General features: G+C 62.4%; 20 protein-coding genes and 2 tRNA genes. 12 read left to right on the top strand and 10 right to left on the bottom strand.

Annotated elements, in window-relative coordinates; genetic code table 11:
* Positions 1-27 precede the first annotated feature (27 nt).
* The 4 genes from CSQ92_RS00355 to CSQ92_RS00340 all read right to left on the bottom strand — a co-directional run bounded on the left by CSQ92_RS00355 (position 28) and on the right by CSQ92_RS00340 (position 2,237).
* On the bottom strand, positions 28-327 hold the full coding sequence (locus CSQ92_RS00355; protein WP_099392929.1) for a BrnA antitoxin family protein: 300 nt from the start codon (positions 325-327) through the stop codon (positions 28-30).
* The gene (locus CSQ92_RS00350; RefSeq protein WP_099392928.1) at positions 287-559 is read right to left on the bottom strand and encodes a BrnT family toxin; all 273 of its coding nucleotides are present in this window, start codon (positions 557-559) and stop codon (positions 287-289) included. The genes CSQ92_RS00355 and CSQ92_RS00350 overlap by 41 nt, the downstream gene beginning before the upstream one ends.
* Before the next feature lie 83 nt (positions 560-642).
* Complete coding sequence (locus tag CSQ92_RS00345) at positions 643-1,773, bottom strand: acyltransferase family protein (RefSeq protein WP_099392927.1); 1,131 nt, start codon at positions 1,771-1,773, stop codon at positions 643-645.
* Positions 1,774-1,895: 122 nt separating this feature from the next.
* Entirely contained in the window at positions 1,896-2,237 is a 342-nt protein-coding gene (locus tag CSQ92_RS00340; protein WP_052140607.1) for an ArsR/SmtB family transcription factor, read from the bottom strand.
* A gap of 106 nt (positions 2,238-2,343) precedes the next feature.
* On the opposite strand from CSQ92_RS00340, the gene CSQ92_RS00335 reads away from it, so the two are divergent.
* Positions 2,344-3,432: an NADH:flavin oxidoreductase/NADH oxidase gene (locus CSQ92_RS00335; protein WP_099392926.1), complete on the top strand. Its 1,089-nt coding sequence runs from the start codon at positions 2,344-2,346 to the stop codon at positions 3,430-3,432.
* Here the strand turns inward: CSQ92_RS00335 and CSQ92_RS00330 are convergent.
* Together CSQ92_RS00330 and CSQ92_RS00325 are read right to left on the bottom strand one after the other, a co-directional pair.
* On the bottom strand, positions 3,426-4,925 hold the full coding sequence (locus CSQ92_RS00330; protein WP_257219088.1) for an MDR family MFS transporter: 1,500 nt from the start codon (positions 4,923-4,925) through the stop codon (positions 3,426-3,428). The genes CSQ92_RS00335 and CSQ92_RS00330 overlap by 7 nt on opposite strands.
* Positions 4,922-5,380 (bottom strand): MarR family winged helix-turn-helix transcriptional regulator, encoded by a 459-nt coding sequence (locus tag CSQ92_RS00325; protein ID WP_099392925.1) that lies wholly within the window; start codon positions 5,378-5,380, stop codon positions 4,922-4,924. Before CSQ92_RS00325 ends, CSQ92_RS00330 begins: the two co-directional genes overlap by 4 nt.
* Before the next feature lie 130 nt (positions 5,381-5,510).
* On the opposite strand from CSQ92_RS00325, the gene CSQ92_RS00320 reads away from it, so the two are divergent.
* The 3 genes from CSQ92_RS00320 to CSQ92_RS00310 all read left to right on the top strand — a co-directional run bounded on the left by CSQ92_RS00320 (position 5,511) and on the right by CSQ92_RS00310 (position 8,048).
* Positions 5,511-5,586, top strand: a tRNA-Lys gene (locus CSQ92_RS00320).
* Positions 5,587-5,656: 70 nt separating this feature from the next.
* Positions 5,657-5,732 (top strand) — tRNA-Lys (locus tag CSQ92_RS00315).
* A 129-nt stretch (positions 5,733-5,861) separates the two neighbouring features.
* Positions 5,862-8,048 carry a KAP family P-loop NTPase fold protein gene (locus CSQ92_RS00310; protein ID WP_099392924.1) on the top strand — a complete coding sequence of 729 codons (2,187 nt, stop codon included), beginning with the start codon at positions 5,862-5,864 and terminating at the stop codon, positions 8,046-8,048.
* A 159-nt stretch (positions 8,049-8,207) separates the two neighbouring features.
* Here CSQ92_RS00310 and CSQ92_RS00305 read toward each other — a convergent pair whose 3' ends face one another.
* The gene (locus tag CSQ92_RS00305) at positions 8,208-8,927 is read right to left on the bottom strand and encodes an AraC family transcriptional regulator (protein WP_257219087.1); all 720 of its coding nucleotides are present in this window, start codon (positions 8,925-8,927) and stop codon (positions 8,208-8,210) included.
* Between the two features lie 119 nt (positions 8,928-9,046).
* Between CSQ92_RS00305 and CSQ92_RS00300 the strand changes: the two genes are divergently transcribed.
* Positions 9,047-9,304 (top strand): hypothetical protein, encoded by a 258-nt coding sequence (locus tag CSQ92_RS00300; RefSeq protein WP_070278009.1) that lies wholly within the window; start codon positions 9,047-9,049, stop codon positions 9,302-9,304.
* A 67-nt stretch (positions 9,305-9,371) separates the two neighbouring features.
* A complete protein-coding gene (locus CSQ92_RS00295; RefSeq protein WP_099392922.1) occupies positions 9,372-9,977 on the top strand; it encodes an IMPACT family protein in 606 nt (201 codons plus the stop codon).
* Between the two features lie 3 nt (positions 9,978-9,980).
* On the opposite strand, the gene CSQ92_RS00290 is transcribed toward CSQ92_RS00295, so the two are convergent.
* Complete coding sequence (locus CSQ92_RS00290) at positions 9,981-10,370, bottom strand: hypothetical protein (RefSeq protein ID WP_070278007.1); 390 nt, start codon at positions 10,368-10,370, stop codon at positions 9,981-9,983.
* A 13-nt stretch (positions 10,371-10,383) separates the two neighbouring features.
* Positions 10,384-10,761, bottom strand: a complete 378-nt coding sequence (locus CSQ92_RS00285; protein WP_099387054.1) for a nuclear transport factor 2 family protein — start codon at positions 10,759-10,761, stop codon at positions 10,384-10,386.
* A 262-nt stretch (positions 10,762-11,023) separates the two neighbouring features.
* Between CSQ92_RS00285 and CSQ92_RS00280 the strand changes: the two genes are divergently transcribed.
* The 6 genes from CSQ92_RS00280 to CSQ92_RS00255 all read left to right on the top strand — a co-directional run bounded on the left by CSQ92_RS00280 (position 11,024) and on the right by CSQ92_RS00255 (position 18,496).
* Entirely contained in the window at positions 11,024-12,424 is a 1,401-nt protein-coding gene (locus CSQ92_RS00280; protein ID WP_099392921.1) for an L-cystine transporter, read from the top strand.
* Positions 12,425-12,663: 239 nt separating this feature from the next.
* Positions 12,664-13,428 (top strand): histidine phosphatase family protein, encoded by a 765-nt coding sequence (locus CSQ92_RS00275; RefSeq protein WP_034785117.1) that lies wholly within the window; start codon positions 12,664-12,666, stop codon positions 13,426-13,428.
* A 17-nt stretch (positions 13,429-13,445) separates the two neighbouring features.
* Positions 13,446-14,333 carry an NAD(P)H-hydrate dehydratase gene (locus CSQ92_RS00270; RefSeq protein ID WP_099392920.1) on the top strand — a complete coding sequence of 296 codons (888 nt, stop codon included), beginning with the start codon at positions 13,446-13,448 and terminating at the stop codon, positions 14,331-14,333.
* A gap of 126 nt (positions 14,334-14,459) precedes the next feature.
* Positions 14,460-16,973, top strand: coding sequence for a TonB-dependent receptor plug domain-containing protein (locus CSQ92_RS00265; RefSeq protein ID WP_257219086.1), 2,514 nt, complete (start codon positions 14,460-14,462; stop codon positions 16,971-16,973).
* 17 nt (positions 16,974-16,990) lie between these two features.
* Positions 16,991-17,914, top strand: coding sequence for an SAM hydrolase/SAM-dependent halogenase family protein (locus tag CSQ92_RS00260; protein ID WP_083299500.1), 924 nt, complete (start codon positions 16,991-16,993; stop codon positions 17,912-17,914).
* Positions 17,915-18,160: 246 nt separating this feature from the next.
* The gene (locus CSQ92_RS00255; RefSeq protein WP_099392918.1) at positions 18,161-18,496 is read left to right on the top strand and encodes a hypothetical protein; all 336 of its coding nucleotides are present in this window, start codon (positions 18,161-18,163) and stop codon (positions 18,494-18,496) included.
* Between the two features lie 92 nt (positions 18,497-18,588).
* Here the strand turns inward: CSQ92_RS00255 and CSQ92_RS00250 are convergent, their stop codons facing one another.
* Entirely contained in the window at positions 18,589-21,810 is a 3,222-nt protein-coding gene (locus tag CSQ92_RS00250; protein ID WP_070259737.1) for an efflux RND transporter permease subunit, read from the bottom strand.
* Between the last annotated feature and the right edge of the window lies 1 nt (position 21,811).

Genomic DNA, 21,811 nt, shown 5'->3' with positions numbered 1-21,811 from the left:
ACCGTTCGCGGTTGGCTTTTTTGTTTTCTAGGTTTGCCTGGATCGCAGCCACTCCTTCAACGCATCATTCATGCGCGTTTGCCATCCATCGCCGGTGGCCTTGAAGGCTTCGAGAATGTCGGCATCGAAACGTATGGTCGTGCTGACCTTGCCTCCGGTGCCAGCGGGTCTGCCGCGGCGGCGTGCCGCTTCCTGCCGCGCGTCGGGACGGGAAACGGGCTTGTCGCCCACTTGCCAGACACCCTGCTCGAAAAAACCGTCCGTCAACTCAGGTGCATCGTCGGGATCAACCCAGGCTTTGCTTGTATTTGTCGATTTCGCGTTCATTTGCCTTCCTCATGCTGATGATTCTGCGCGCCCGGCCACGCGGCGTCCAGACCAGTACAACCAGGCGCTCGTCGAGCCAGCCTGCAGTGATGAAGCGGGGTTCGCCGTAGTCCTGGCGCTGGTCCGGCAGCGTAATGGTGAGCCCGTCAAACACTACACGCGCACGCGCAAAGTCGAGACCACGCTCCCTGAGCGCCTTTTCACGCTTGACAGCATCAAAAGTGATTCTCATTATTTATTGTAGTAACAAATAATAGAAACAGCCAGCCCTGTTTCGCGAGCAAGGGCGCCATCGGGACTGCTACATCGCCACCCTTAACGCGACGCCAACGCCGACCTGCCCGCCAGATGCGCCAGCACACCACCCATCACCCGCCCCAGCGGCACCTCCACCCAGCGGTAAAACGCGGCGCCGGCCGCCAGGCTGGCACCCCAGGCTGTCAGCATGCCCAGCGCCTGCCATTCCGGCTCGAGCGGCACATACGCGATGAACAAGGCATTCACCAGCAGGCTGACGGGGAAGTGGACGAGAAACACGGCATACGAGATCCGCCCCAGCGCATTGATGATGTTCCAGGCGCCGCCTTGGGATGGCGTGCGGGCGCGACCGAACAGGAACAGGGCGCAGGCGACGATCAGGGCCAGCGCGATGCGGCTGCGGTAATCGATGGCCAGGGCCAGCAGGACGGGCACGGCGGCCATGGCCATGAGCACGGTCATGGCGCCGGGTTTGCGGGCCGGATCGCTGGCCCACCAGGCCAGCATGCCAAGGCCATAGCTGCCGAAGAAATACGGCGCCCAATTGTCCCAGTCCGCGTCGAGATTGAAATACAGCAGGGAAAAGGTAATGCCCACGGTGACGGCCAGCGGCATCAGCCAGTGCCCGCGCCGCTGGCCCGCCAGGCGGCCGCCCAGCCACAGCAGCGATACCGTCAGCAAGTACAGCTGGAAATCGATGGCCACGTACCAGGCGCCGGCGGACAGCGACTCATAACCGAGCACGCCATGCAGCAGCAAGGCATGGGCGCTCAGCTGGCCCAGGGTGACGGCGGCCGACATGGAGTCGTGCTGCATCCAGATGCCGGCGACCGGCGTAATCACGGCGGCGAGCAAGGTGGCAGCCAGGAAAGGCGGCGCCAGCTTGGCATAACGGCGCCAGATCGCCTGTAGCGGGGTGGCGATGCCGGGACGGCCGGCGGGTGACAGGGATTTGGCGACGAGAAAGCCGCCGATGACGAGAAACACTTGCACGGCGATGCGCGCACTGCCGCCCAGCCAGTCCAGCAATGCGGGCCACATGGGCTGCACATAGTCGGACATGGGGCCGTAAAACGCCAGGTGATGCAACACGATCAACTGCGCCGCGCCTGCCTTCAAACCATTGATCCAGCCAAACTGCGGACGATTTGCCAGGTCCGCCTGTGATACCACTGCTGCTGCCGTCATTCCCATCCCTTGCCGTGCCAGGTAGCGTCGCCAGCCCATCGCGCAACAGGCGCGCGGCCGGGGACTTACCGAAAGGCCGATATCATAGCCGAGCCTGGAAGATGGCGGGGCACGGCAGGCCGCTACGCGCCCTGCCCGCCCGCGTCCGGCGCCTCGGGCGCCAATGGCTGTTGCGCCAGGATGGCGTCCAGCAAGCCGGGGAAGCGGCTTTCGATATCGGCGCGGCGCAAGGTATTCATGTGCGTCGTGCCCGCGTTTTCCGTATAGACGAGGCCCGCTTCGCGCAAGACCTTGAAATGGTGGGAAACGGTCGATTTCGGCCGTCCGCCGTCGAGGTCGCCGCAAGCGGCCGCGTCGACTCTGGCCAGGTGGCGCACGATGTCGAGGCGAATGGAGTCGCTCAAGGCGTAGAGCACGCGTTCGAGCACGAATTCGCTGGCGGGAGGATGTTTGTGTGGACGCATGAGCAGAATCATACAGCATGCGCTATACTAATTCCATTCTTCGAATATTTACGAACTACCGAATCAGCATCCCCCAATACTTCCACCAACAAACACAAAGGCCACCATGTCCGCCCTCTTCCAGCCCTACACCCTCAAAGACATCACCCTGCGCAACCGCATCGCCGTGCCGCCGATGTGCCAATACATGGCCGTCGATGGCCAGGCCAACGACTGGCATCTGTCGCACTACGCGGGCATGGCCCGTGGCGGCGCCGGGCTGGTGATCGTCGAAGCGACGGCCGTGGCGCCGGAAGGCCGCATCACGCCCGGCTGCACGGGCATCTGGAACGATGACCTGGCGCAAGCCTTCGTGCCGGTGGTAAAGGCCATCAAGGCGGCCGGCTCCGTGCCCGGCATCCAGATCGCCCACGCGGGCCGCAAGGCCAGCGCAAACCGTCCATGGGAAGGCGACGACCATATCGCTGAAGGCGACGCGCGCGGTTGGCAAACCATCGCCCCGTCCGCCATCGCCTTTGGTGGCGGCCTGCCGAAAGTGCCGCGCGCCATGGACCTCGACGATATCGCCCGCGTGAAACAGAACTTCGTCGACGCGGCCGTGCGCGCCCGCGAAGTGGGCTTCGAATGGCTGGAACTGCACTTCGCCCACGGCTACCTGGCGCAAAGCTTCTTTTCCGCCCACTCGAATCAGCGCGACGACATCTATGGCGGCAGCGTGGAAAACCGCAGCCGCTTCCTGCTGGAAACCTTGAAAGCCGTGCGCGAAGTGTGGCCCGAGCACCTGCCGCTGACGATCCGCTTCGGCGTGCTGGAATTCGATGGCCGCGACGAGCAAACCCTGCTCGAATCGATAGCCCTCGTGCGCCAGTTCAAGGATGCCGGCATGGATATGCTCAGCGTCAGCATGGGCTTTACCATTCCCGACGTGGCGATTCCGTGGGGTCTGGCCTTCATGGGTCCGATTGCCGAGCGCGTGCGCCGCGAAGCGGGCGTGCCCGTCTCGTCCGCCTGGGGCTTCGGCACGCCGGCCATCGCCGAGCGCGTCGTCAAGGATGAGCAACTGGACGTGGTGATGGTCGGCAAGGCGCACCTGGCCAACCCGCACTGGGCATATTTTGCCGCCAAGGAGCTCGGCGTCGAGCGCGCCTCGTGGACCCTGCCGGCGCCCTACGCGCACTGGCTGGAACGCTACTGATCGTCCTTCACCGTTGCCGGATGCCCCTCCAGGGGCAATTCCGGCAGGAACAGCAGGAAGACCAGCCCCACCAGCAACAGCACGGCGCCGGCGCCAAACACGCTGGCGATCGCATGGCGGTAGACGTCCACCGTCTGTGCCGCCGCATGCGCGCCCAGCGCCGACACGGCTTCCACGCCGTGTTTGTGCAGCTGGTGCGCGAGGATGGCGCCGGACGCCGTCACGCCCAGCAAGCCGCCCAGCGAGCGAAAAAACGCCAGCATGGCCGTACCCACGCCGCGCCGTGCCAGCGGCAAGGCATTTTGCACGGCAATCGTCATATTCGGCATCACCAGTCCCAGCCCCGTGCCGAGGAAGAAGATGGCCGGCTCGATGATCCAGTAACCGCGCGACGTTGCCATGGCCCAGGCCAGCACGGCAAACGCCAGCAGCGCCACGGCCAGTCCCGCCACCTGCACCATCTTGTACTTGCCCGAGCGCGACAGCACGCGGCCGTTGAACATCGACGACGCCACCAGCCCCACCATCATCGCCACCGTCATCACGCCGGACTCCGCCGGGCTGGTGCCCATCACCAGCTGGAAAAACAGCGGGAAGAACACGCTGGCGCCCATCAGGCCCATGAAAGTCACGGCCATCACCAGGCTGGCGATATTGAAGGTGCGGTTTTCGAACAGGTCGGGCGGCAGCACGGGCTCATCCACCCTGCCCACGTGAAACGCCAGCCAGATACCCAGCAGCACGGCGATGCCGCCGCACACCTTGATGGCCAGCGCGTCCCACGGCCACTCCGTGCCGCCCAGCGCCAGCACCAGCAGGGCCGCCGTGATGGCCCCCGTCAGCAAGGCAGAGCCCAGATAGTCGATCTTGTGCGCATGCGTGCGCACGGGTTTGCGCATGGCGCGCGCGATGATGACAAAGGCGGCCGCGCCGATGGGCAGGTTGACATAGAAAATCCAGTGCCACGACAGGGCATCCGTGATCACGCCGCCCAGCACGGGACCCAGCACGCTGGTGACGGCAAACACGATGGGCACCATGCCTTGCCGCTTGCCCCGCTCGGCGGGCGGCACGATGTCACCGATGATGATTTGCGCCAGCGGCATGAAACCGCCCGCACCGAGTCCCTGGATGGCGCGGAAGATGATCAGCTCCGTCATGTTCTGTGCCAGCCCGCACAGCACCGAACCGAGCAGGAAGGTCAGCAAGGCAGTAAAAATCATGGGGCGGCGGCCGTACTGGTCGGCCAGCTTGCCGTACAGGGGCATGGTGGCCGTCGAGGCCAGCACATACGCCGTGACCACCCACGACAGGTGCGCCATGCCGCCCAGGTCGTCGACGATGCGCGGTAAGGCCGTGGCGACGATGCTTTGGTCCAGCGCGCCGAGGCCCAGCACGGCCATCAGGCCCAGGTAGATGGCGCGCACTTCGCGTTCGGTGACTGGCTTGGCCGCGTCTTTTTGTGCGCCTGCGGCGCGATCGTGGCCGCTCATGCCTGACCAATCTCAAGAAGAGGCTGCATGGCGGCGGCCAGCGCATCGATCTGCTGCGGCGTCAGGCGGGCGATGCGCCGCGCCAGCGCATCGCGGCGCCGCGCGCGCAGGGTCTCGAGGATGGCCAGGCCTTGCGCGGATACTTGCAGGCCGGAACGGCGCCGGTCTTGCGGATCGGGCGCGCTGCGCTCAACGAGCCCCGCTTCTTCGAGCGACTTGACCTGCGCGCTGACCGTGGGCCCGCGCACGTTCTGCAGGCGCGCCAGCGCGGCCACGCCGATGCCGGGCTGCTCGTGGATCAGGGCCAGCAGCATGTACTGCATCATCGACACACTGCCTTCCAGCTCGCCCCCTTCGCGCTGCATGGAGCGCAGCAGGAGCTTGAACGCCGTGCGCAATTCATCGGACAGCGCCAGCGCGCGTTCGGGGATGGGAAGGTCTTCGGTAATGGGCATGGGAATATATGAATAGGTAGGCTACCTACCTATCTTAGGCCGTGCATGAGGGCCATGCAAGGCTTTTTTCCGCCCACACGCCACCCAGCCCTTCCCAAAACCGCCGTTGGCCGTCATAATAGCCGCCCTTGGGTCGTTAGCTCAGCTGGTAGAGCAGCGGACTTTTAATCCGTTGGTCGCAGGTTCGAATCCCGCACGGCCTACCAAGATTCGTCGTCAACATGGCAAGCATGTTGATACGGCACAGCGTTACCGCAGTAAGTAGTCAAAGTTTTTGGGTCGTTAGCTCAGCTGGTAGAGCAGCGGACTTTTAATCCGTTGGTCGCAGGTTCGAATCCCGCACGGCCTACCAAATACTTCAGAAAAGCCCACGAATTCCGGTTCGTGGGCTTTTTTGTTTTTTTGACCGCTCTCTGGTAGCGCCAAAAGCATCAGCCCACATCGCTACCTATTTCAACAACGAAAATGTTAATCTAGAACGATGAACATTTCCGCACCTACCTACATCTCAGATCGCCCTTCCGAGCTTGACGCACTAGGGCGCAGTCACTTCGCAAAATCACTAGCAAGGGCACTCTCGTCGGTTAGCGCAAGCGATGGCTTAGTAGTCGGCATTGAAGGCGGATGGGGGAGTGGGAAAAGCACCATTATCGGCTTCACAAAGAGGGAATTAGCCGAATATGATGATGGTATCGCAAAACCTATCGTTGTCGACTTCAACCCTTGGATGGTGAGCAACACAGGAGTACTCGTCGACGCACTGGTAACACAAATAGCGGCAGCCATCAGTCTCAATCCTAATTTGCCCGAAAAAGCAATTAAGGCAGGGGAAAAGCTCCTAAGTTACGTAGGATTGATCAAACACCTCAAATATCTCAAGTACGTTCCCGGCGCAGCTTTTGCCGGAAACATCGCAGAAGATATTGGAGGCATCGCTGGAGACGTTGCAGAAGGAGCGAAGGATGCCCGTGACACTCTAGACGATTTTAAAAAGTTGATCCCGACACTCGATCTCGCCAAACGAAAAGCAGAGGTTGTAGAAGCTCTTAGAGATCTAGACCGGCCCATCGTGGTAATTGTAGACGACGTAGATCGGCTCCCAGCAGACGAAATCCGCACGGTGGTTCAGGCAATCAAAGCCGTGGCGGACTTTCCTAGAACAACCTACCTCCTTGCGTACGATCGAGATATCGTAGCGATGGCATTGGGAAACGGCAGTATTTCGTCTGGATCGTATTACTTAGAGAAGATAATTCAAGTAGCCTACCCCATCCCACCGCTTTTCGAATATCAGCTCAGAAACTTCATTGAGAAACACCTCCAAGCGCTTTTGTTGGGTCTCAATATAAAGTTACGAGACTACGAGGCATCGGCATACCCCAAAGCCGTTGGTCACCTTACTCGACTTGCACGCCACCCTAGAGATGTCATCCGACTGATGAACAGGCTGATGTTAAGCCTCCCTGAAACCAGTAAGGAAGTCAATGCGCTCGATGTTATCGTTTTCGAGGCCTTATCCCAGCGCTTCCCCCGCGTCCGTGATAACGTCCACCGTCACCCTACTGATTTCACGGGAGGACACGCATTTCGAGGTGACTCAACTTTCGATGACGAAGATTTTGATTGGGCTGGCTGGGCTGAATCAGAAACCGAAAGAAAAAATGACAAGCCGCTGTGGGCGAAGCACTTGCCTGAAGATGAGTCAGACAACATTGCCGCAACAAAGGTGTGCAAATTTCTTTTCCCGGAAGGATTGGGAAAGCACGAGAGAGCGCCAGAAGAGGAACTCCATATCGCCGACCCGGACAGGCTGGCAAGGTACTTCCGCATGACATCACTAGAAAACGTACCAGAGGCAAGCGACATCCACGAAAAGCTAGCCAAACCAGAATTGCTTGCGAGTACGCTAGCAAATGCAGAAAAACCAGAGCTCGTTTTCCTACTCGAATGGATATATAACTACTTGCCGTCTTGCCCAGTCGTGGAATCCAATGGAAGCACCGAGGCGCTGATAGCGCGGGCGATTCGCGCAGATACGGATGCAGACCTAACCGAAGACGTTGCGGAATTATTCGCAAAGGTGATGACAAGAGTGATCAGAAAATCCTCCGTAGACAATCGCATTTCATGCTTCAATCAAATTATAGACACAGCCCCACTTTCGATCTCCGAGAAGGTTCTGCTCGAAGCGGCTCTCGAACAAGGGAAGTGGCTCGTGCATCCTGAGATGATCAAGCCAAACGAATCCCAGTTGATAGCTGATAGCAAGAAAGTCGATGAGGCACTCGCGTGCTGGAGCGGCAAGGTTCGACAAAGCGTAGACTCAGGTGCATTTTCGCGAGAATCAAGGATGCACTCCATCCTTTATCGTTTCGCACAACTTAATTTCGCCTATGAGGAAACCTATCAATCTGTAGCGAAAATTTGCGCCACAGATAATGGGCTGCGAAAATTCCTATCAATACACGTGGAAAATAGTCCCTTCGACACGCTAAGCTCATACAGCTTAGTAGAGGATGCGACTTTACTTGCCAACCGCATTGAAAATTCCACACTTAAGGATGAATACTTGTGGCTTACGCGGTCGCTAGCCATACCAGAACGCATTACCGGAATCCAAGAGCAATCAACTCGCCTTAAGGGTATCAAGCGCGGTAATCAGAGCTAAAGGAATGGCCAGCAGAAGACGCTCCAGCAGCAACTAGCGGCAAGCTGTCAACGGGGTCAAGGAAGCGGGGGGGGCAAGTCCGCCATTCGTACACGATTTCAGCCTTGGCCGTCTCTATCTGCAGCAAGTTGCACTTTGCCAAATACCGATATTGCTCGATTAGCTGCCATCCCCTTCCCCATACCTTCCCGGCGTCACGCCCATCACCCGCTTGAACATGGCGATAAAGGCGCTGACGGTGTCGTAACCCAGGTCCAGTGCAATCGTCGTGACGGGCCGGCCGGCGGCCAGCAGTTCCAGGGCGCGCAGGATGCGGGCGCGCTGGCGCCAGGCCGAAGGCGCAAAGCCGGTCTCGATCATGAAGCGGCGCGCCAGGGTGCGCGGCGACACGCCGGCCCAGGCGGCCAGCGCTTCCACGCCCTGCTCGTCGGCTAGGTCATCGAGCACGGCGCGCGCCACGCGCAGCAGGCGCGGGTCCGTCGGCAGAGGCAAACCGAAGGCCTCGTGCGGCGCGGCGGCGATCTCGTCGAGGATCACGCCCGCCACCCGGGCCTGCCGGGTGTCCAGTGCGCCGCCTTCCCAGGCGCAGGCGCGGCCCACCGCCTCGCGCAGCAAACCCGAGACGCGCATCACGCACGGCGCGGCGGGCAAGCTGCCGCAACTGGCCTCGTCCACATACACGCTCCAGCCCGCAAACGGGCCATGGGAACGCAGCGCATGGACGTGATGGGGCGGCATCCACACGCAGTGGCTGGCCGGCACCACCCATTGCCCGCTGTCGGCGGCAACGGAAAGCAAGCCCCGCATGGCGCCGAACAGCTGGCCGCTGGCATGGCGGTGCGCCGCCGTCACCCGCTCCTGCGGCTGGACAATGCGCATGGCGCGCAGCGGCGACGCTGGAAAAATTGGCGGATTTGACGTATCGAATGACATAAACAACGCAGACAAGACAATCCCATCATCATACAGTGAAGTCTTTCGATATTCAGGAGTGCATCATGCGTGCAGAAGACGTATTACCCGATCAACAAAACCAGGGCCAGTTCAATGGCGTCACCGTGCGCAAGGGAACGGTGGGGGCCTTCCTGGCCAACGCCCGGCTATGGCTGGACGAGACCAGCAGCGACGCCGACCGGAGCATGGCCGAGCGCGACATTATTGAAGCGCTGCCCGCCCTGCACGCGCTAGGACTGTTCGACATCGTGCAAGTGCGCGATGCGGCGCTGCGCGAACTGGTATCGCCATCGGGCGCCTAGGCGGCACCGGCTCGTCGCCGGCGCGCATTTCCTCTATCATGCTACTTTGCCCGCCTTCGCACCCGCCATGCCGTTTACCATTGCCGCCCCCGTCCACAGCGAACTGATCATCAAGAAAAGCCGTTTCATCGGTTGCGTGCAGCCGATGACGGACCGCGCCAGCGCGCAGCAGGTGGTCAACGATTTGAAGGCGCAGCATCCGGGCGCCTGCCATGTGTGCTGGGCGCTGCTGGCGGGCGGGCAGTCGGCGGCCGTCGACGATGGCGAGCCGAGCGGCACGGCCGGACGGCCCATGCTCGACGTGCTGCGCCACCAGGACCTGGAAGGCGTGCTGGCGACGGTCGTGCGCTACTTTGGCGGCATCAAGCTGGGCGCGGGCGGCCTCGTGCGGGCCTACACGGATAGCGTGGCGCAAGCGTTGTTGCAGGCGGAAAAGACGGCCATCGTGCGCCAGCGTACCCTGCGTTGCACGGTGCCGTATGCGATGGAAGGCATGCTGCGCCGCGAACTCGATGGCGCCGGTGCCACCCTGCTGAACGTGGAACATGGCGAGCACGTGCTGTTCGACTTCAGCCTGACGGAAGCGGCGGCCACCGCCCTGCTGGCCCATCTGGATGAGGCAGGCAATGGACGGATAGCCTGGCTGAAAGCAGAAGCCGAAGAGGAAGAATAAAACTTACAAGTTGCCAGGGCGCTTGATCTGCAACAAGATGAAATGCGTCCACGCCAGCGCCGGCAGCACCATCAGCAACAACATCAGTCCGGCCGGCATGTCCGGCACGAAACGCACGAAGCAACCGAGAAAACCGGCGATGGCCAGCCAGAAGCGCCAGTTGAACGCATACGCCTTGCGCGCCACGGTCGCCAGGGCGATGCGCCAGAATTCCAGCAAGGCCCACAAGCCGCCCGTCAGCAACAGCGCGGCCAGCGCATTGGCGCCGGGGGCGTCGGCCCAGGTGCGCACCAGGTTGTACAACAGCACGGGATAGCCGGCCGTGATGGCCAGGGTGGCCGGGCCGGCGGCGATGACAGCTTCCAGCAGCTGCCCTTTGGAACGATGATCCACTAACTCTTGCTCCTCAAGCCACGACGCCGGAATGGGCGGCGATCACTTGCAGCGCGCCGGCCGCATCCTGCGCCCAGACGCGCGTAAAACGGAAGTCGCCATGCGTTTCCACGTCGTGATAGCTGCCTGTCAAGTGCATGCGCACGGAGACGACGGCCACGTTGCCATTGACACGCACATGGCGCTCGGACGCGCGCAAGTCCGTGATGGTCAGCAGCCGCTGCTCGTGCGCGGCCAGGTCCGCATGTTTGCTCAGCAGATGACCCAGGTGATTGGTAAACAACAAGTCATCGGCCAGCAACACATTCAGTACAGCCACGTCGGAGGCCATCATGGCCAGGCGCAAGCGTTCTTCCGCATCGAGTACCTGCACTTCCGTTAAAGCATTCATCTTTTTCCTTGAAAAAATTGGCACGACATTAATAAATAGGCAAAACATGCTTGCATGAAATCTTCTTTTTCACAATCCACCGGAAGACTTATGCCTGTGGAGCATATTTATATAGCGTAATATTCGCAGCGGTATTGCGCAAAACGCCACCATAGTACTGTACAGTGCTTGCCCTTCCGCCCCGGGCTGGGGCAGCTGTCAGTTGTAGTACTGTTTTATGTGCTCCGTGCAGTCTCGAATAAAACCAAGATAAGGCCCCTTCATGGCAATTAACATCATCCTGAACCTGCTCGTTGCGTTGCTCGTCTTCGCTTTCATGTTCCACCAGCAACGCAAACACGCGACATTTACCGTGCGCGTCTTTACAGGCCTGGGCCTGGGCGTGCTGCTCGGTGCGGCCGTGCAGTGGCTGTACGGCGCCGGCTCGCCCATCATCGCCGGCACCAATGAATACATCGACATCGTCGGCAGCGGCTACGTCAAACTGCTGCAGATGATCATCATGCCGCTGATCATGGTCTCGATCATTTCCGCCATTCTAAAGCTCAAGGATGCGAGTTCCCTGGGCAAGATCAGTGCGCTGACCATCGGCACCCTGCTCATCACCACGACCATCGCCGCCGCGCTGGGCATCCTGATGGCCAAGCTGTTCGGCCTGACGGCTGTCGGCCTGACGTCGAGCGCCGCCGAAGTGGCGCGCGGCGTGCAGCTGCAAGGCTCGCTGGAAACGGCGAAGGCCCTGTCGCTGCCGAAACTGCTGGTCAGCTTCGTGCCGACCAACCCATTCCTCGACATGACGGGCGCGCGCAAGACGTCGACCATCGCCGTGGTCGTATTTTCCATCTTCATCGGCATCTCGGCCACGGGCATCGCGGCGAAAAAGCCGGAAATCTTCGCGTCCTTCGAAAACTTCATGAAAGTGGCGCACGCCATCGTCATGCGCATGGTCACCCTGGTGCTGCGCCTGACGCCGTACGGCGTATTCGCGCTGATGTTTGAAGTGGTGGCGTCGTCGAGCTACACGGACATCTTGAAACTGATCAACTTCGTCGTCGCCTCGTACAGCGCGCTGATATTGATGTTCCTCGTGCACCTGGCCATCATCGCCGGTGTGGGTCTCAATCCGCTGCGCTTCGTGAAAAAAGTCTTCCCCGTGCTGGCCTTCGCGTTTACCTCGCGCACCAGCGCCGGTTCGATCCCGATGAGCGTGCAGACGCAAACCCAGCGCCTGGGCACGCCGGAAGGCATCGCCAACTTTGCTGCCTCGTTCGGTTCGACCATCGGCCAGAACGGCTGCGCCGGCATCTATCCCGCCATGCTGGCCGTCATGATCGCGCCCACCGTCGGCGTCGACCCGTTCACGATCAGCTTCCTGCTGCCCTTGCTGGCCATCATCACCATCGGTTCCGTCGGCGTGGCCGGCGTGGGCGGCGGCGCCACGTTTGCCGCCCTGATCGTGCTGTCGGCGATGGACTTGCCCGTCGCGCTGGCCGGCTTGCTGATCTCCGTCGAACCGCTGATCGACATGGGCCGCACAGCCCTGAACGTGAGCGGCTCGATCACGGCCGGCACCGTCACCAGCCGGGTCATGGGACAAACCGACCTGGCCGTCTACAACAGCGACGACGCGCCCGACTTGGACGAAGCGGAACATACCGCCTAGAACGCATAACCAAACCTACTGCGCGTCGCGGGTCGCGGTTTCCGATGCTCACTGGCTCGGCGCCCCCGTACATTCGCACAGTTCCGCTTCTCAAGCCAACGGGGGCGCCGAGCCTCGCTTCCGCTCGCTACGGTTTTGTTAGGCGTTCTTAAGCGCGTCCAGCCACACCACCGGCGCGCCGCGCCTTGCCGCTTTCGTCTATATTTATTAACAATAAATACAGAGGAAGGCGCAAGGCGATGGAACAGAAATGGCCGCAGCAAATCTGGATCGTGCGTCACGGCCAAAGTGCCGGCAACGTGGCGCGCGATGCCGCAGAAGCGGAAAAACAGTTATTGATCGCCATCGCCGAGCGCGATGTCGACGTTCCCCTCTCCGAGCTGGGCGCGCGCCAGGCGCAAGCCCTGGGCGACTGGTTCGCCACCCTCCCCCCTGAACAACAACCGACCGTGGTGCTCTACTCGCCGTATGTGCGGGCCCAGCAGACGGCGCAAGCCGTGCTGGCGCGCATCGATGCGGACAGCCTCGCCTCCGTGGTGGCCGACGAGCGCCTGCGCGAAAAGGAATTCGGCATCCTCGACCGCCTGACCGTGCACGGCATCGCCAGCAAGTACCCGGAACTGCACGAACAGCGCCAGCACGTCGGCAAATTTTACTTCCGTCCGCCGGGCGGCGAAAGCTGGTGCGACGTCATCCTGCGCCTGCGCAGCGTGCTCGACACCATCACCCGCGAATACCGGGGAGAGCGGGTGCTGATCGTCGGCCACCAGGTCATCGTCAACTGCTTCCGCTACCTGCTCGAACGCTGCGACGAGCACGCCATCCTGGCCATCGACAAGGCCGCCGACGTGCCCAACTGCGGCGTTACCTCCTACGCCTTCAACCCCGCCCTGGGCAAGCACGGCAAGCTGCAGCTGGACCTGTGCAACTTCGTCGCGCCGCTGGAAGCGGCCGGCACACCCGTTACGGCCCAGCCCGACATGCCGGCCGCGCCCAAGTCCTAGTTTTTTCGGAGTCACGCATGGACACCACCGACATCACCCCATCCCTGCTGCGCTCCTGGCCCCTGCCCATGCCGCAGCCCGACGGCGACAAGGAAGTGCGCGGCCACCTGCTGATCGTTGCCGGCTCGGCGGAAATGCCGGGCGCCATCCTGCTGGCGGCCACGGCAGCGCTGCGCGCGGGCGCCGGCAAGCTGACCCTGGCGACGGGCGCATCGGTGGCGGCGCAGGTAGCCATCGCCATGCCCGAGGCGCGGGTCATTGGCCTGGACGAGACGGCGCTGGGCGGCTTCCGGCATGAGGCGCAACACCAGCTGGCGCCGCTGGCCGGCAAGGTGGACGCCGTCCTCGTCGGGCCAGGCATGTGCGACACGACCGCCAGCTGCGAGCTGATGCGCCACCTGCTGCCCCTGTTTGCCGGCAGCCGCCTCATTCTCGACGCCTGCGCCATGCAGGTCGTGCGCAAGCCCGCGCACTTCCGTTTTGCGCACCCCGTGCTGCTGACGCCGCACGCGGGCGAGCTGGCCCAGTTGATGGGCCTGTCGAAAGACGCCGTGCTGTGCGACCCGCATGCCTGCGCCGTGGACGCGGCGCGGCGCTGGAACGCCATCGTCGCCCTGAAAGGCGCACTGACCGTCATCGCCATGCCTGACGGCACCAGCCGGACGCACGGGGCTCACGCAGGCGGCAATATCGGCCTGGCCATTTCCGGTTCCGGCGACACCCTGGCCGGCATCATCACGGGCCTGGCCGCGCGCGGCGCGCCGTTGGAGCAGGCGTGCGCCTGGGGCATCGCCCTGCATGCGCTGGCAGGCGAACAGCTGGCCCTGCGCTTCGGCAGGCTCGGCTACCTGGCACGCGAAATCCCGGCCGAGATTCCCGCCCTGCTGCGCCATCTGGCCGCATGAACTGCGCGGCGTGGAAACAACAGCATAAGCATATCCAGAAAGAATCGTTAGCGCCAGCGGGCGCCTCCCTTAAGCTCATTGCAACTGTTTCCATACGAACACCAATCGAGCCCAAAGGACACCGCCTTGCATCCGCGCCATTCATCCACCCCTGCCTCCCTTCCCGCCATGCGCCTGCGCGCCATCGTGCTTGCCTGCGCCATGCTGGGCACCGTGCCCGCCTGGGCCCAGGACGCGCAAGCCAGCGCCAGCACAGGCACCACCGCTGAAACGACCGGCGCCAGCATCGACCAGGTCACCGTCGTCGGCTCGCGCGCGCGCAACCGCACGGTGTTCGACAGCAGTGTGCCCATCGACCGTTTCGGCGCGCGCGAAGTGAGCAATGCGCTGGCGACGGGCGACGTGGGCGCGGCCCTGCAAAACCTGTCGCCGTCGATCAACTTCCCCCGCATCGAGTCGAGCGGCGCGTCCGATTCCGTGCGCGGCATCCAGTTGCGCGGGCTGGCGCCCGACCAGGTGCTGGTGCTGATCAACGGCAAGCGCCGCCACACGAGCGCCGTGCTCGACACGGAAAGCAGCTTTGCCGGCACCGTGCCGGTCGACATCAACGCCATTCCACCGAACGCCATCGACCATATCGAAATCCTGCGCGATGGCGCTGGCGCCCAGTACGGCAGCGATGCCGTGGCGGGCGTGATCAACATCGTGCTGAAGAAGGCCCGCACGGGCGGCGCCGCTTCCGTCAGCTATGGCGCCAACCATACGCATTTCGCCCCGACCGACCAGACCCTGACGGATGGCCAGACCGTCATCGTCAACGCCGACTATGGCGTGCCGCTGGGCGAGGCGGGCTTCTTCCGCTTCGGCGCGGAGACGCGGCGCCGCTCGCCCACGGAACGGGCCGGCCCCAGCGACGCGGGCTGGACTTCCTACAACTTCACGCCAGCCGACCAGGCCCTCGACGGCAAGGTGGTGTTCAAGTCGGGCGACTCGCGCCAGCGCAACCACTATTTGTTCTACAACACCCAGCTCACCCTGGACAGCGGCCTGGACCTGTACTCGTTTGCCACCCTCAACGAACGCACATCGGACGGCAGCGCCTACTTCCGCTATCCGGGCGACCCGTCGAATGTACTGGCCCTGTATCCGAACGGCTACCGCCCCGTCACCAATGGCGACAAGCGCGACCTCAGCATCGTGGCCGGCGTGCGCGGCAGCGCTGGCGAATGGAACTGGGACGCCAGCGCGCGCCACGGTAGCGACCGCTTTGACTATGGCGTGAGCCACTCCGTCAACGCTTCGCTGGGTGCGGCCAGCCCCACGCGTTTTGATCTGGCCGGCTTCGACTTCCGCCAGAATGCCTTGAACCTCGATGCCACACGCAGCATCGACATCGGCTTGCCCGCGCCATTGAGCCTGGCCGTGGGCGCCGAATGGATGCGCGAAACCTACACCAGCTCGGCCGGCGATCCTGCCTCGTATGCGGCCGGCAGCTTCACGGACGCTCCGCCGGGCGCCCAGGCGGGACCGGGCTTGCGCCCCTCGGACGCCTATGACGGCAGCCGCCAGATCCGCTCCGTGTATGCGGACGTGGAAAGCGACCTCACGCCGCGCCTGCTGGTGGGCGCCGCCGCCCGCTATTCCCACTACAGCGACTTCGGCAGCGCCAGCACGGGCAAGCTGTCCACGCGCTATAAAGTGACGGATAACTTCCTCGTGCGCGGCTCGCTGTCGAACAGCTTCCGCGCGCCGGCCCTCGTGCAGACAGGTTTCCGCTTCGCCACACTGAACTTCAACGCCGATGGCACGGCACTGCAAACGGCGGCCCTGCTGCCGGCCAGCGATCCGCTGGCGCGCAGCTTCGGCGCGCAACAGCTGAAACCGGAAAAATCGACCAACGTATCGCTGGGCCTGGCCTGGAAACCGGCTACCGCCACCAGCGTGACGGTGGACGCCTACGTAATCCGCATCCGCGACCGCATCACCCGCTCGAGCGACCTGCAAAGCGACGCCGTCACGGCCTACCTGGCCGCCAACGGCCGCAGCGACATCCAGTCCGTGGCCTACCTGGCCAACCTGCTCGACACGCGCACAAAAGGCCTGGACGTGGTGCTGAACCATGACCTGGCGTTCACCTCAGGCAAGCTGAACCTGAATGCGGCGCTGAACCTGAACAAGACCAGCCTCGACAAGGTGCACCAGAGTTCCGCCGCGCTGGCCAACATCGATCCGAGTCTGACCCTGCTGACGGAGACGAGTTTGTTCCGCATCAAACATGCGTCACCCGTGAGCAAATTGATCCTCGGCGCCGACTGGCAAGCGGCCGGCTGGGGCGTGCAGGCGCGCGCCACGCGCTTTGGCGAGCTGAAAGATTTTTCCTACGACAGCGATGCACCCTTGATCGACGGCATCCCCGCACAGCGCTTCGGTGCCGTCTGGTCGCTGGACCTGGAAGGCCAATTGAAACTGAGCAAGCAACTGACTTTGAGCGTGGGCGGCAACAACATCCTCGACCGCTATCCGCAGCGCGTGCGGGAAACGAATAACGCCACGTATGGCGGCGCCCTGCCCTACAATTTCATCAACCCCATCGGCGTCAATGGCGCGTACTTCTACGCCAAGCTGAACTACACCTTCTAACGCCACGGAAAGAACCCATGATCATCAAGAAAATCTCCCACCTCGTCGCCGGCGCCTGCCTGAGCGCCCTCCTGCTGTCGTCCGCCCAGGCCGCCGCGCCGCTGGTGCTCATGACGGACTTCGGCACGGCCGACGGTGCCGTATCGGCCATGCATGGCGTGGCCTATGGCGTCGATCCCCAGCTCACCATTTCGGACCTGACGCACCAGATTCCCGACTACGACATCTGGCTGGGCGCCTATCGTTTGTACCAGACGGCCAATTACTGGCCGCAAGGCACGGTGTTCGTGTCCGTCATCGACCCGGGCGTGGGCACGGCGCGCAAGTCGGTGGTGCTGAAAACCAAGGGTGGACGCTATTTCGTGGGGCCGGACAATGGCCTGTTCACCCTGATCGCCGAGCGCGACGGCGTGGCCGAACTGCGTGAAATCGATGAAAAGGTCAATCGCCTGGCGGGTTCCGCCGAATCGTACACCTTCCATGGCCGCGACGTTTACGCGTATGTAGGCGCGCGCCTGGCGTCGGGCGCCATCACGTATGAACAGGTGGGTCCGCAATTGCCGAGCGAATCCGTGGTGAAGATCGCGTATCAAAAACCTGTACGCGACGGCAACACCATCCGCGGCATCGTGCCCGTGCTGGACGTCAAGTATGGCAATGTGTGGACGAATATCCCGAAATCCCTGCTCGACGAGTTGCAGGTAAAGCTGCACGATCCACTGCAAGTGCGCATCTTGCACAAAGGCAAGCAAGTGGCCAAGGTCACGGCGCCATTCGAACACACGTTTGGCGGCGTCGCCAAGGGCAAGCCGCTCGTCTACCTGAACAGCCTGCTCGACGTGGCCGTCGCCATCAGCCAGGGTGACTTTGCTGCCAAGCACCACGTCGAATCGGGTGTGGATTGGGAAGTGGAAGTGAGCAAGGCCCCTGCCGCCAAATAAACGCTCCTTACGCGGCCGGGACATCCTGTCCTGGCCCACCTCGTATCCCTTGCGGATTTGCGCTGCGTCAAACGCAGCGCTCTCCCCTGCCCCTGCCAGCACCACGCGTGTGCAAGTCCGGTGAACCTGTACCGGCCCGCCTACTCTAAACCTTGCAAGCGATGCCAGCCTTGTTCCAGATACGCAATCTGGCAAGGCATGCGTTTCCACGACAGTCTGACAGTCTTACACTGAAAAGGAACAATCATGACGGCTCCACTCCTGACCACCAGCAAGCTCGTCCTCGGCAGCGCCATCGTCTGTGCGCTGCTAGGCGGTTGCAACAAGCGCAATGACACCAGCACCACCGCCACGCCCGCCGCCACAGAACCGGCAACGCCGCCCGCCACCAGCGGCACGTCCGGCACCACGGGCACGACCAACCCGGACGCCACCACGCCAGCCACGCCTGGCATGACACCGGGCGCCACCACCAACCCCGATGGCACGACCACGTCGCCATCCACCACGCCGCCCCCCAACGGCACGACACCGGGAACAGGCACGGGCATAGGGACCACGCCGCCGCCACGCAACAGTTAGCACTCTGGCCAGACGGGCGGGCAAAAAAAAGAGCCTTCCGCGGAAGGCTCTTGAAATACCACGGCGCAGCGCAAGCTGGCCTTGGCCCGGTATTACTTTTGCAGGCTGACCGACGTCGCCTTCGGCGTGCGGCGTCCCATCAGGAACAGCACGGCCTTTTTCAGCATGCGGTAGACGAAGCGCACCAGCAGCAAGGTCAGCACGCATTCGAGCAAGGTCAATATCATGGCCACGGCTACGGGCATGCGCGCGGCGCGGCGGTGGAACTTGGCCACGGCGCCATCGCGGGCGATCTCGATGCTGTCATAGAAGGTAGGCACGACCAGCAGGGTCAAAATCGTCGAGGTGATGGTGCCGCCGATGATGGCGATCGCCAATGGACGGTAGAACTCGCCACCCTCGCCCAGGCCCAGCGCCACGGGGAACATGCCCGCGATCAGCGCGAACGTCGTCATCAGGATGGGACGCAGACGCATGCGGCCCGCATACATCAGCGCATCTTCGCGGCCATGCCCCTCTTCCTCGCGCTTGCGCGCCGCGTCCAGCAGCAGGATGGCGTTCTTGGCGACCAGGCCCATCAGCATGATGATGCCGATAAAGCTCATCAAGTTGAGGGTGTTGTTCGTGATCACCAGCGCCACCACCACGCCGATCAGACTCAGCGGCAAGGACATCATCACGGCCACCGGCGCCGTAAATGAACCAAACTGCATCACCAGGATCAAATACATCAGGCCGATACCCATCACCAGCGCGATCAGCATTTCCGTGAACAGCTCTTGCTGATCCTGGCCGGCGCCACCGAGCGCCAGGCCGTAGCCGGGCGGGAAGTCGATGGAGTTGGCCAGTTTCATGGCGTCGCTCGTCACTTCGCCGTTCGAGCGGCCTTGCGCATTGGCCGACACGGTTATCGTGCGCTTGCCATTCTTGTGCTCGATGCCGGACGGGCCCTTGCCCATGGTAATGGTGGCGATCTGGTCGAGCGGCACCATTTGCGACGTGCCCGTCACGCTGATCGGCAGGCGCTCGATGTTTTCCGATGCCACGCGGTCATCGGGATGCAGGCGCACGGCCACGTCGCGCGTTTCGCCCGTCGGATCGACCCAGTCGCCCACTTCCACGCCGGCGAAGGCCACGCGCAACGATTGCGCCGCGTCATTGACGGAAATGCCCATCGAGTTGGCCAGGCCGCGATTGAGCTCGATCTGCAGCTCGTTCTTCGGATCTTGCTCGGACAGGCCCACGTCGACGGCGCCAGGAATGGCGCGCAGCTTGTCCATATAGGCGTTCGTGATCTCCATGAGTTTGCGCGAATCCGGACCCGTGAATTCCACCTGGATCGGCTTTTGCGAACCATTGCTCAAGTCATCCTGCACCACGTATTCGGCGCCCACCAGGCGCGACATCTTCTCGCGCAGCTCGACGGCGATTTCCTTGGCCGAACGCTTTCGGGTGTTGCGCTTGCCGATGTCGACATATACCCGTCCGCCGCCGGCATTGATGGAGCTGTTGGTATCCTTGGTTTCAGGCAAGGTACGCGCCAGCACGGCCGCCGCTTCCAGCTTCAAGCGCGAATACTCGATGCTGCTCGACGATGGCGTGCGCACATTGATCATCAGATTGCCTGAATCGGATGCCGGCAAGAAACTCGTGCCGCCATGCGTGGAGTGCAGGACGATGGCGCCCACCAGGCTGCCGAAGGCGATGACGGCCATCCAGCGGCGGTGATGCAGTGCCCAGGCGATCACGCGACCATAGCGGTCGGCCTGATGGTCGAACCAGTGGTTGAATTTTTCCAGCACGCGGCCGATGCCCTTTTTCGGTGCCGAGTGTTCCTCGACCGGGTCGCCCCAGTAGGCCGACAGCATCGGGTCGAGCGTAAACGAGATGCCCAGGCTGACGAGCACCGAGCACGTCACCGTCAAGGCAAACGGGCGGAACCATTCGCCAGAGATACCGGGCATGAAGGCCACAGGAATGAAGACGGCGATGATGGAAAAGGTCGTGGCAGCCACGGCCATGCCGATCTCGGCCGTGCCTTCCAGCGCGGCCGTGCGGCGGTCCTTGCCCATCTGCATGTGGCGCACGATATTTTCGCGCACGACGATGGCGTCATCGATCAGCACGCCAATGGCCAGCGACAGGCCCAGCAAGGTCATGAAGTTCAGGGTAAAGCCGCACAGCCACACGGCAATGAAGGCGGCAATCACGGACGTCGGCAGGCTCAGCGCCGTGATCAGGGTCGAACGCCACGAATTCAGGAAGGCGTAGACGACGAAAATCGTCAGCACGGCGCCCAGCACCAGCGATTCGATCACGTTGTTCAGGCTATGCTGGGCGTTTTCGCCGCCGTCGCGCGTCACTTGCAGGATCGTGCCTTTCGGCAAGGTCTTGTTGATTTCCGCCACCATGTCGCGGATCTTGTTCGCCACGCTGACGGTGGACGCGTCGCGCACGCGGGTGATCGAAATGCCCACGTTCGGCTTGCCGCTGCGCATGCTCAGGCTGTTGACTTCGGCAAAGCCATCTTCGATGGTGGCCACTTGTGCCAGGCGCACAATTTCCTCGCCGCGGCGCTTGATCACCACTTTTTCGAAGTCGCTTGGCGATTCGATGCGGCCCACCAGACGGATGCTTTTCTCGTCCAGGATGCCGCGCACCTTGCCCACGGGCGCATTCGTGTTCTGGTTACGCAAGGCGGTGACGACATCGCTGACGGACACATTGTATTCACGCAATTTCTCCGCCCGCAGCAGCACGGACAGTTCGCGTTTCAGCGAACCGCCCACATTGACCAGCGCCACGCCATCGACGGTGCGGAAGCGGTCCGACAGCACGTCTTCGGCCAGGCGCGAAATTTCCGCATGGCTTTGCGTATTCGACGACAGCGCCAGTTGCATGATCGGCTCGGCAGCCGGATCGATGCGTTGCAAGATAGGCTCGCGCATTTCCGTCGGCAACTTGTAGCGCACGGCGGCAATCGCATTGCGGATATTGTCGGATGCTTCGATCAGGTTGGTATTGAAGGAAAACTTCAGGAAGATGCTGGCCGAACCTTCATTCGAATCGCTATTGACTTCGGTCACGCCGGAAATACTTTGCAAGGACTTTTCCAGGCGGTTCACCACTTCGCGCTCGACCGTGTCGGGCGATGCGCCAGGGTAAGGGATGCTGACGACGATGAAGGGCACTTCGACGTCCGGGTTCTGGTTGACGCGCAGTTTCTTGAGCGCCAGCAAGCCGACGCACATCATGGCCAGGATCAGGACGATGGTGGCGGTGGGCCGCTTGATACTGAAATCGGAAAGGAACATG

Origin of the sequence: Janthinobacterium sp. BJB446 (assembly GCF_002735655.1) — a bacterium.
Classification (GTDB): Bacteria; Pseudomonadota; Gammaproteobacteria; order Burkholderiales; family Burkholderiaceae_D; genus Janthinobacterium; species Janthinobacterium lividum.
The sequence above is the reverse complement of the archived record's forward strand: the minus strand, read 5'-3'. Positions and strand labels throughout refer to the sequence as shown.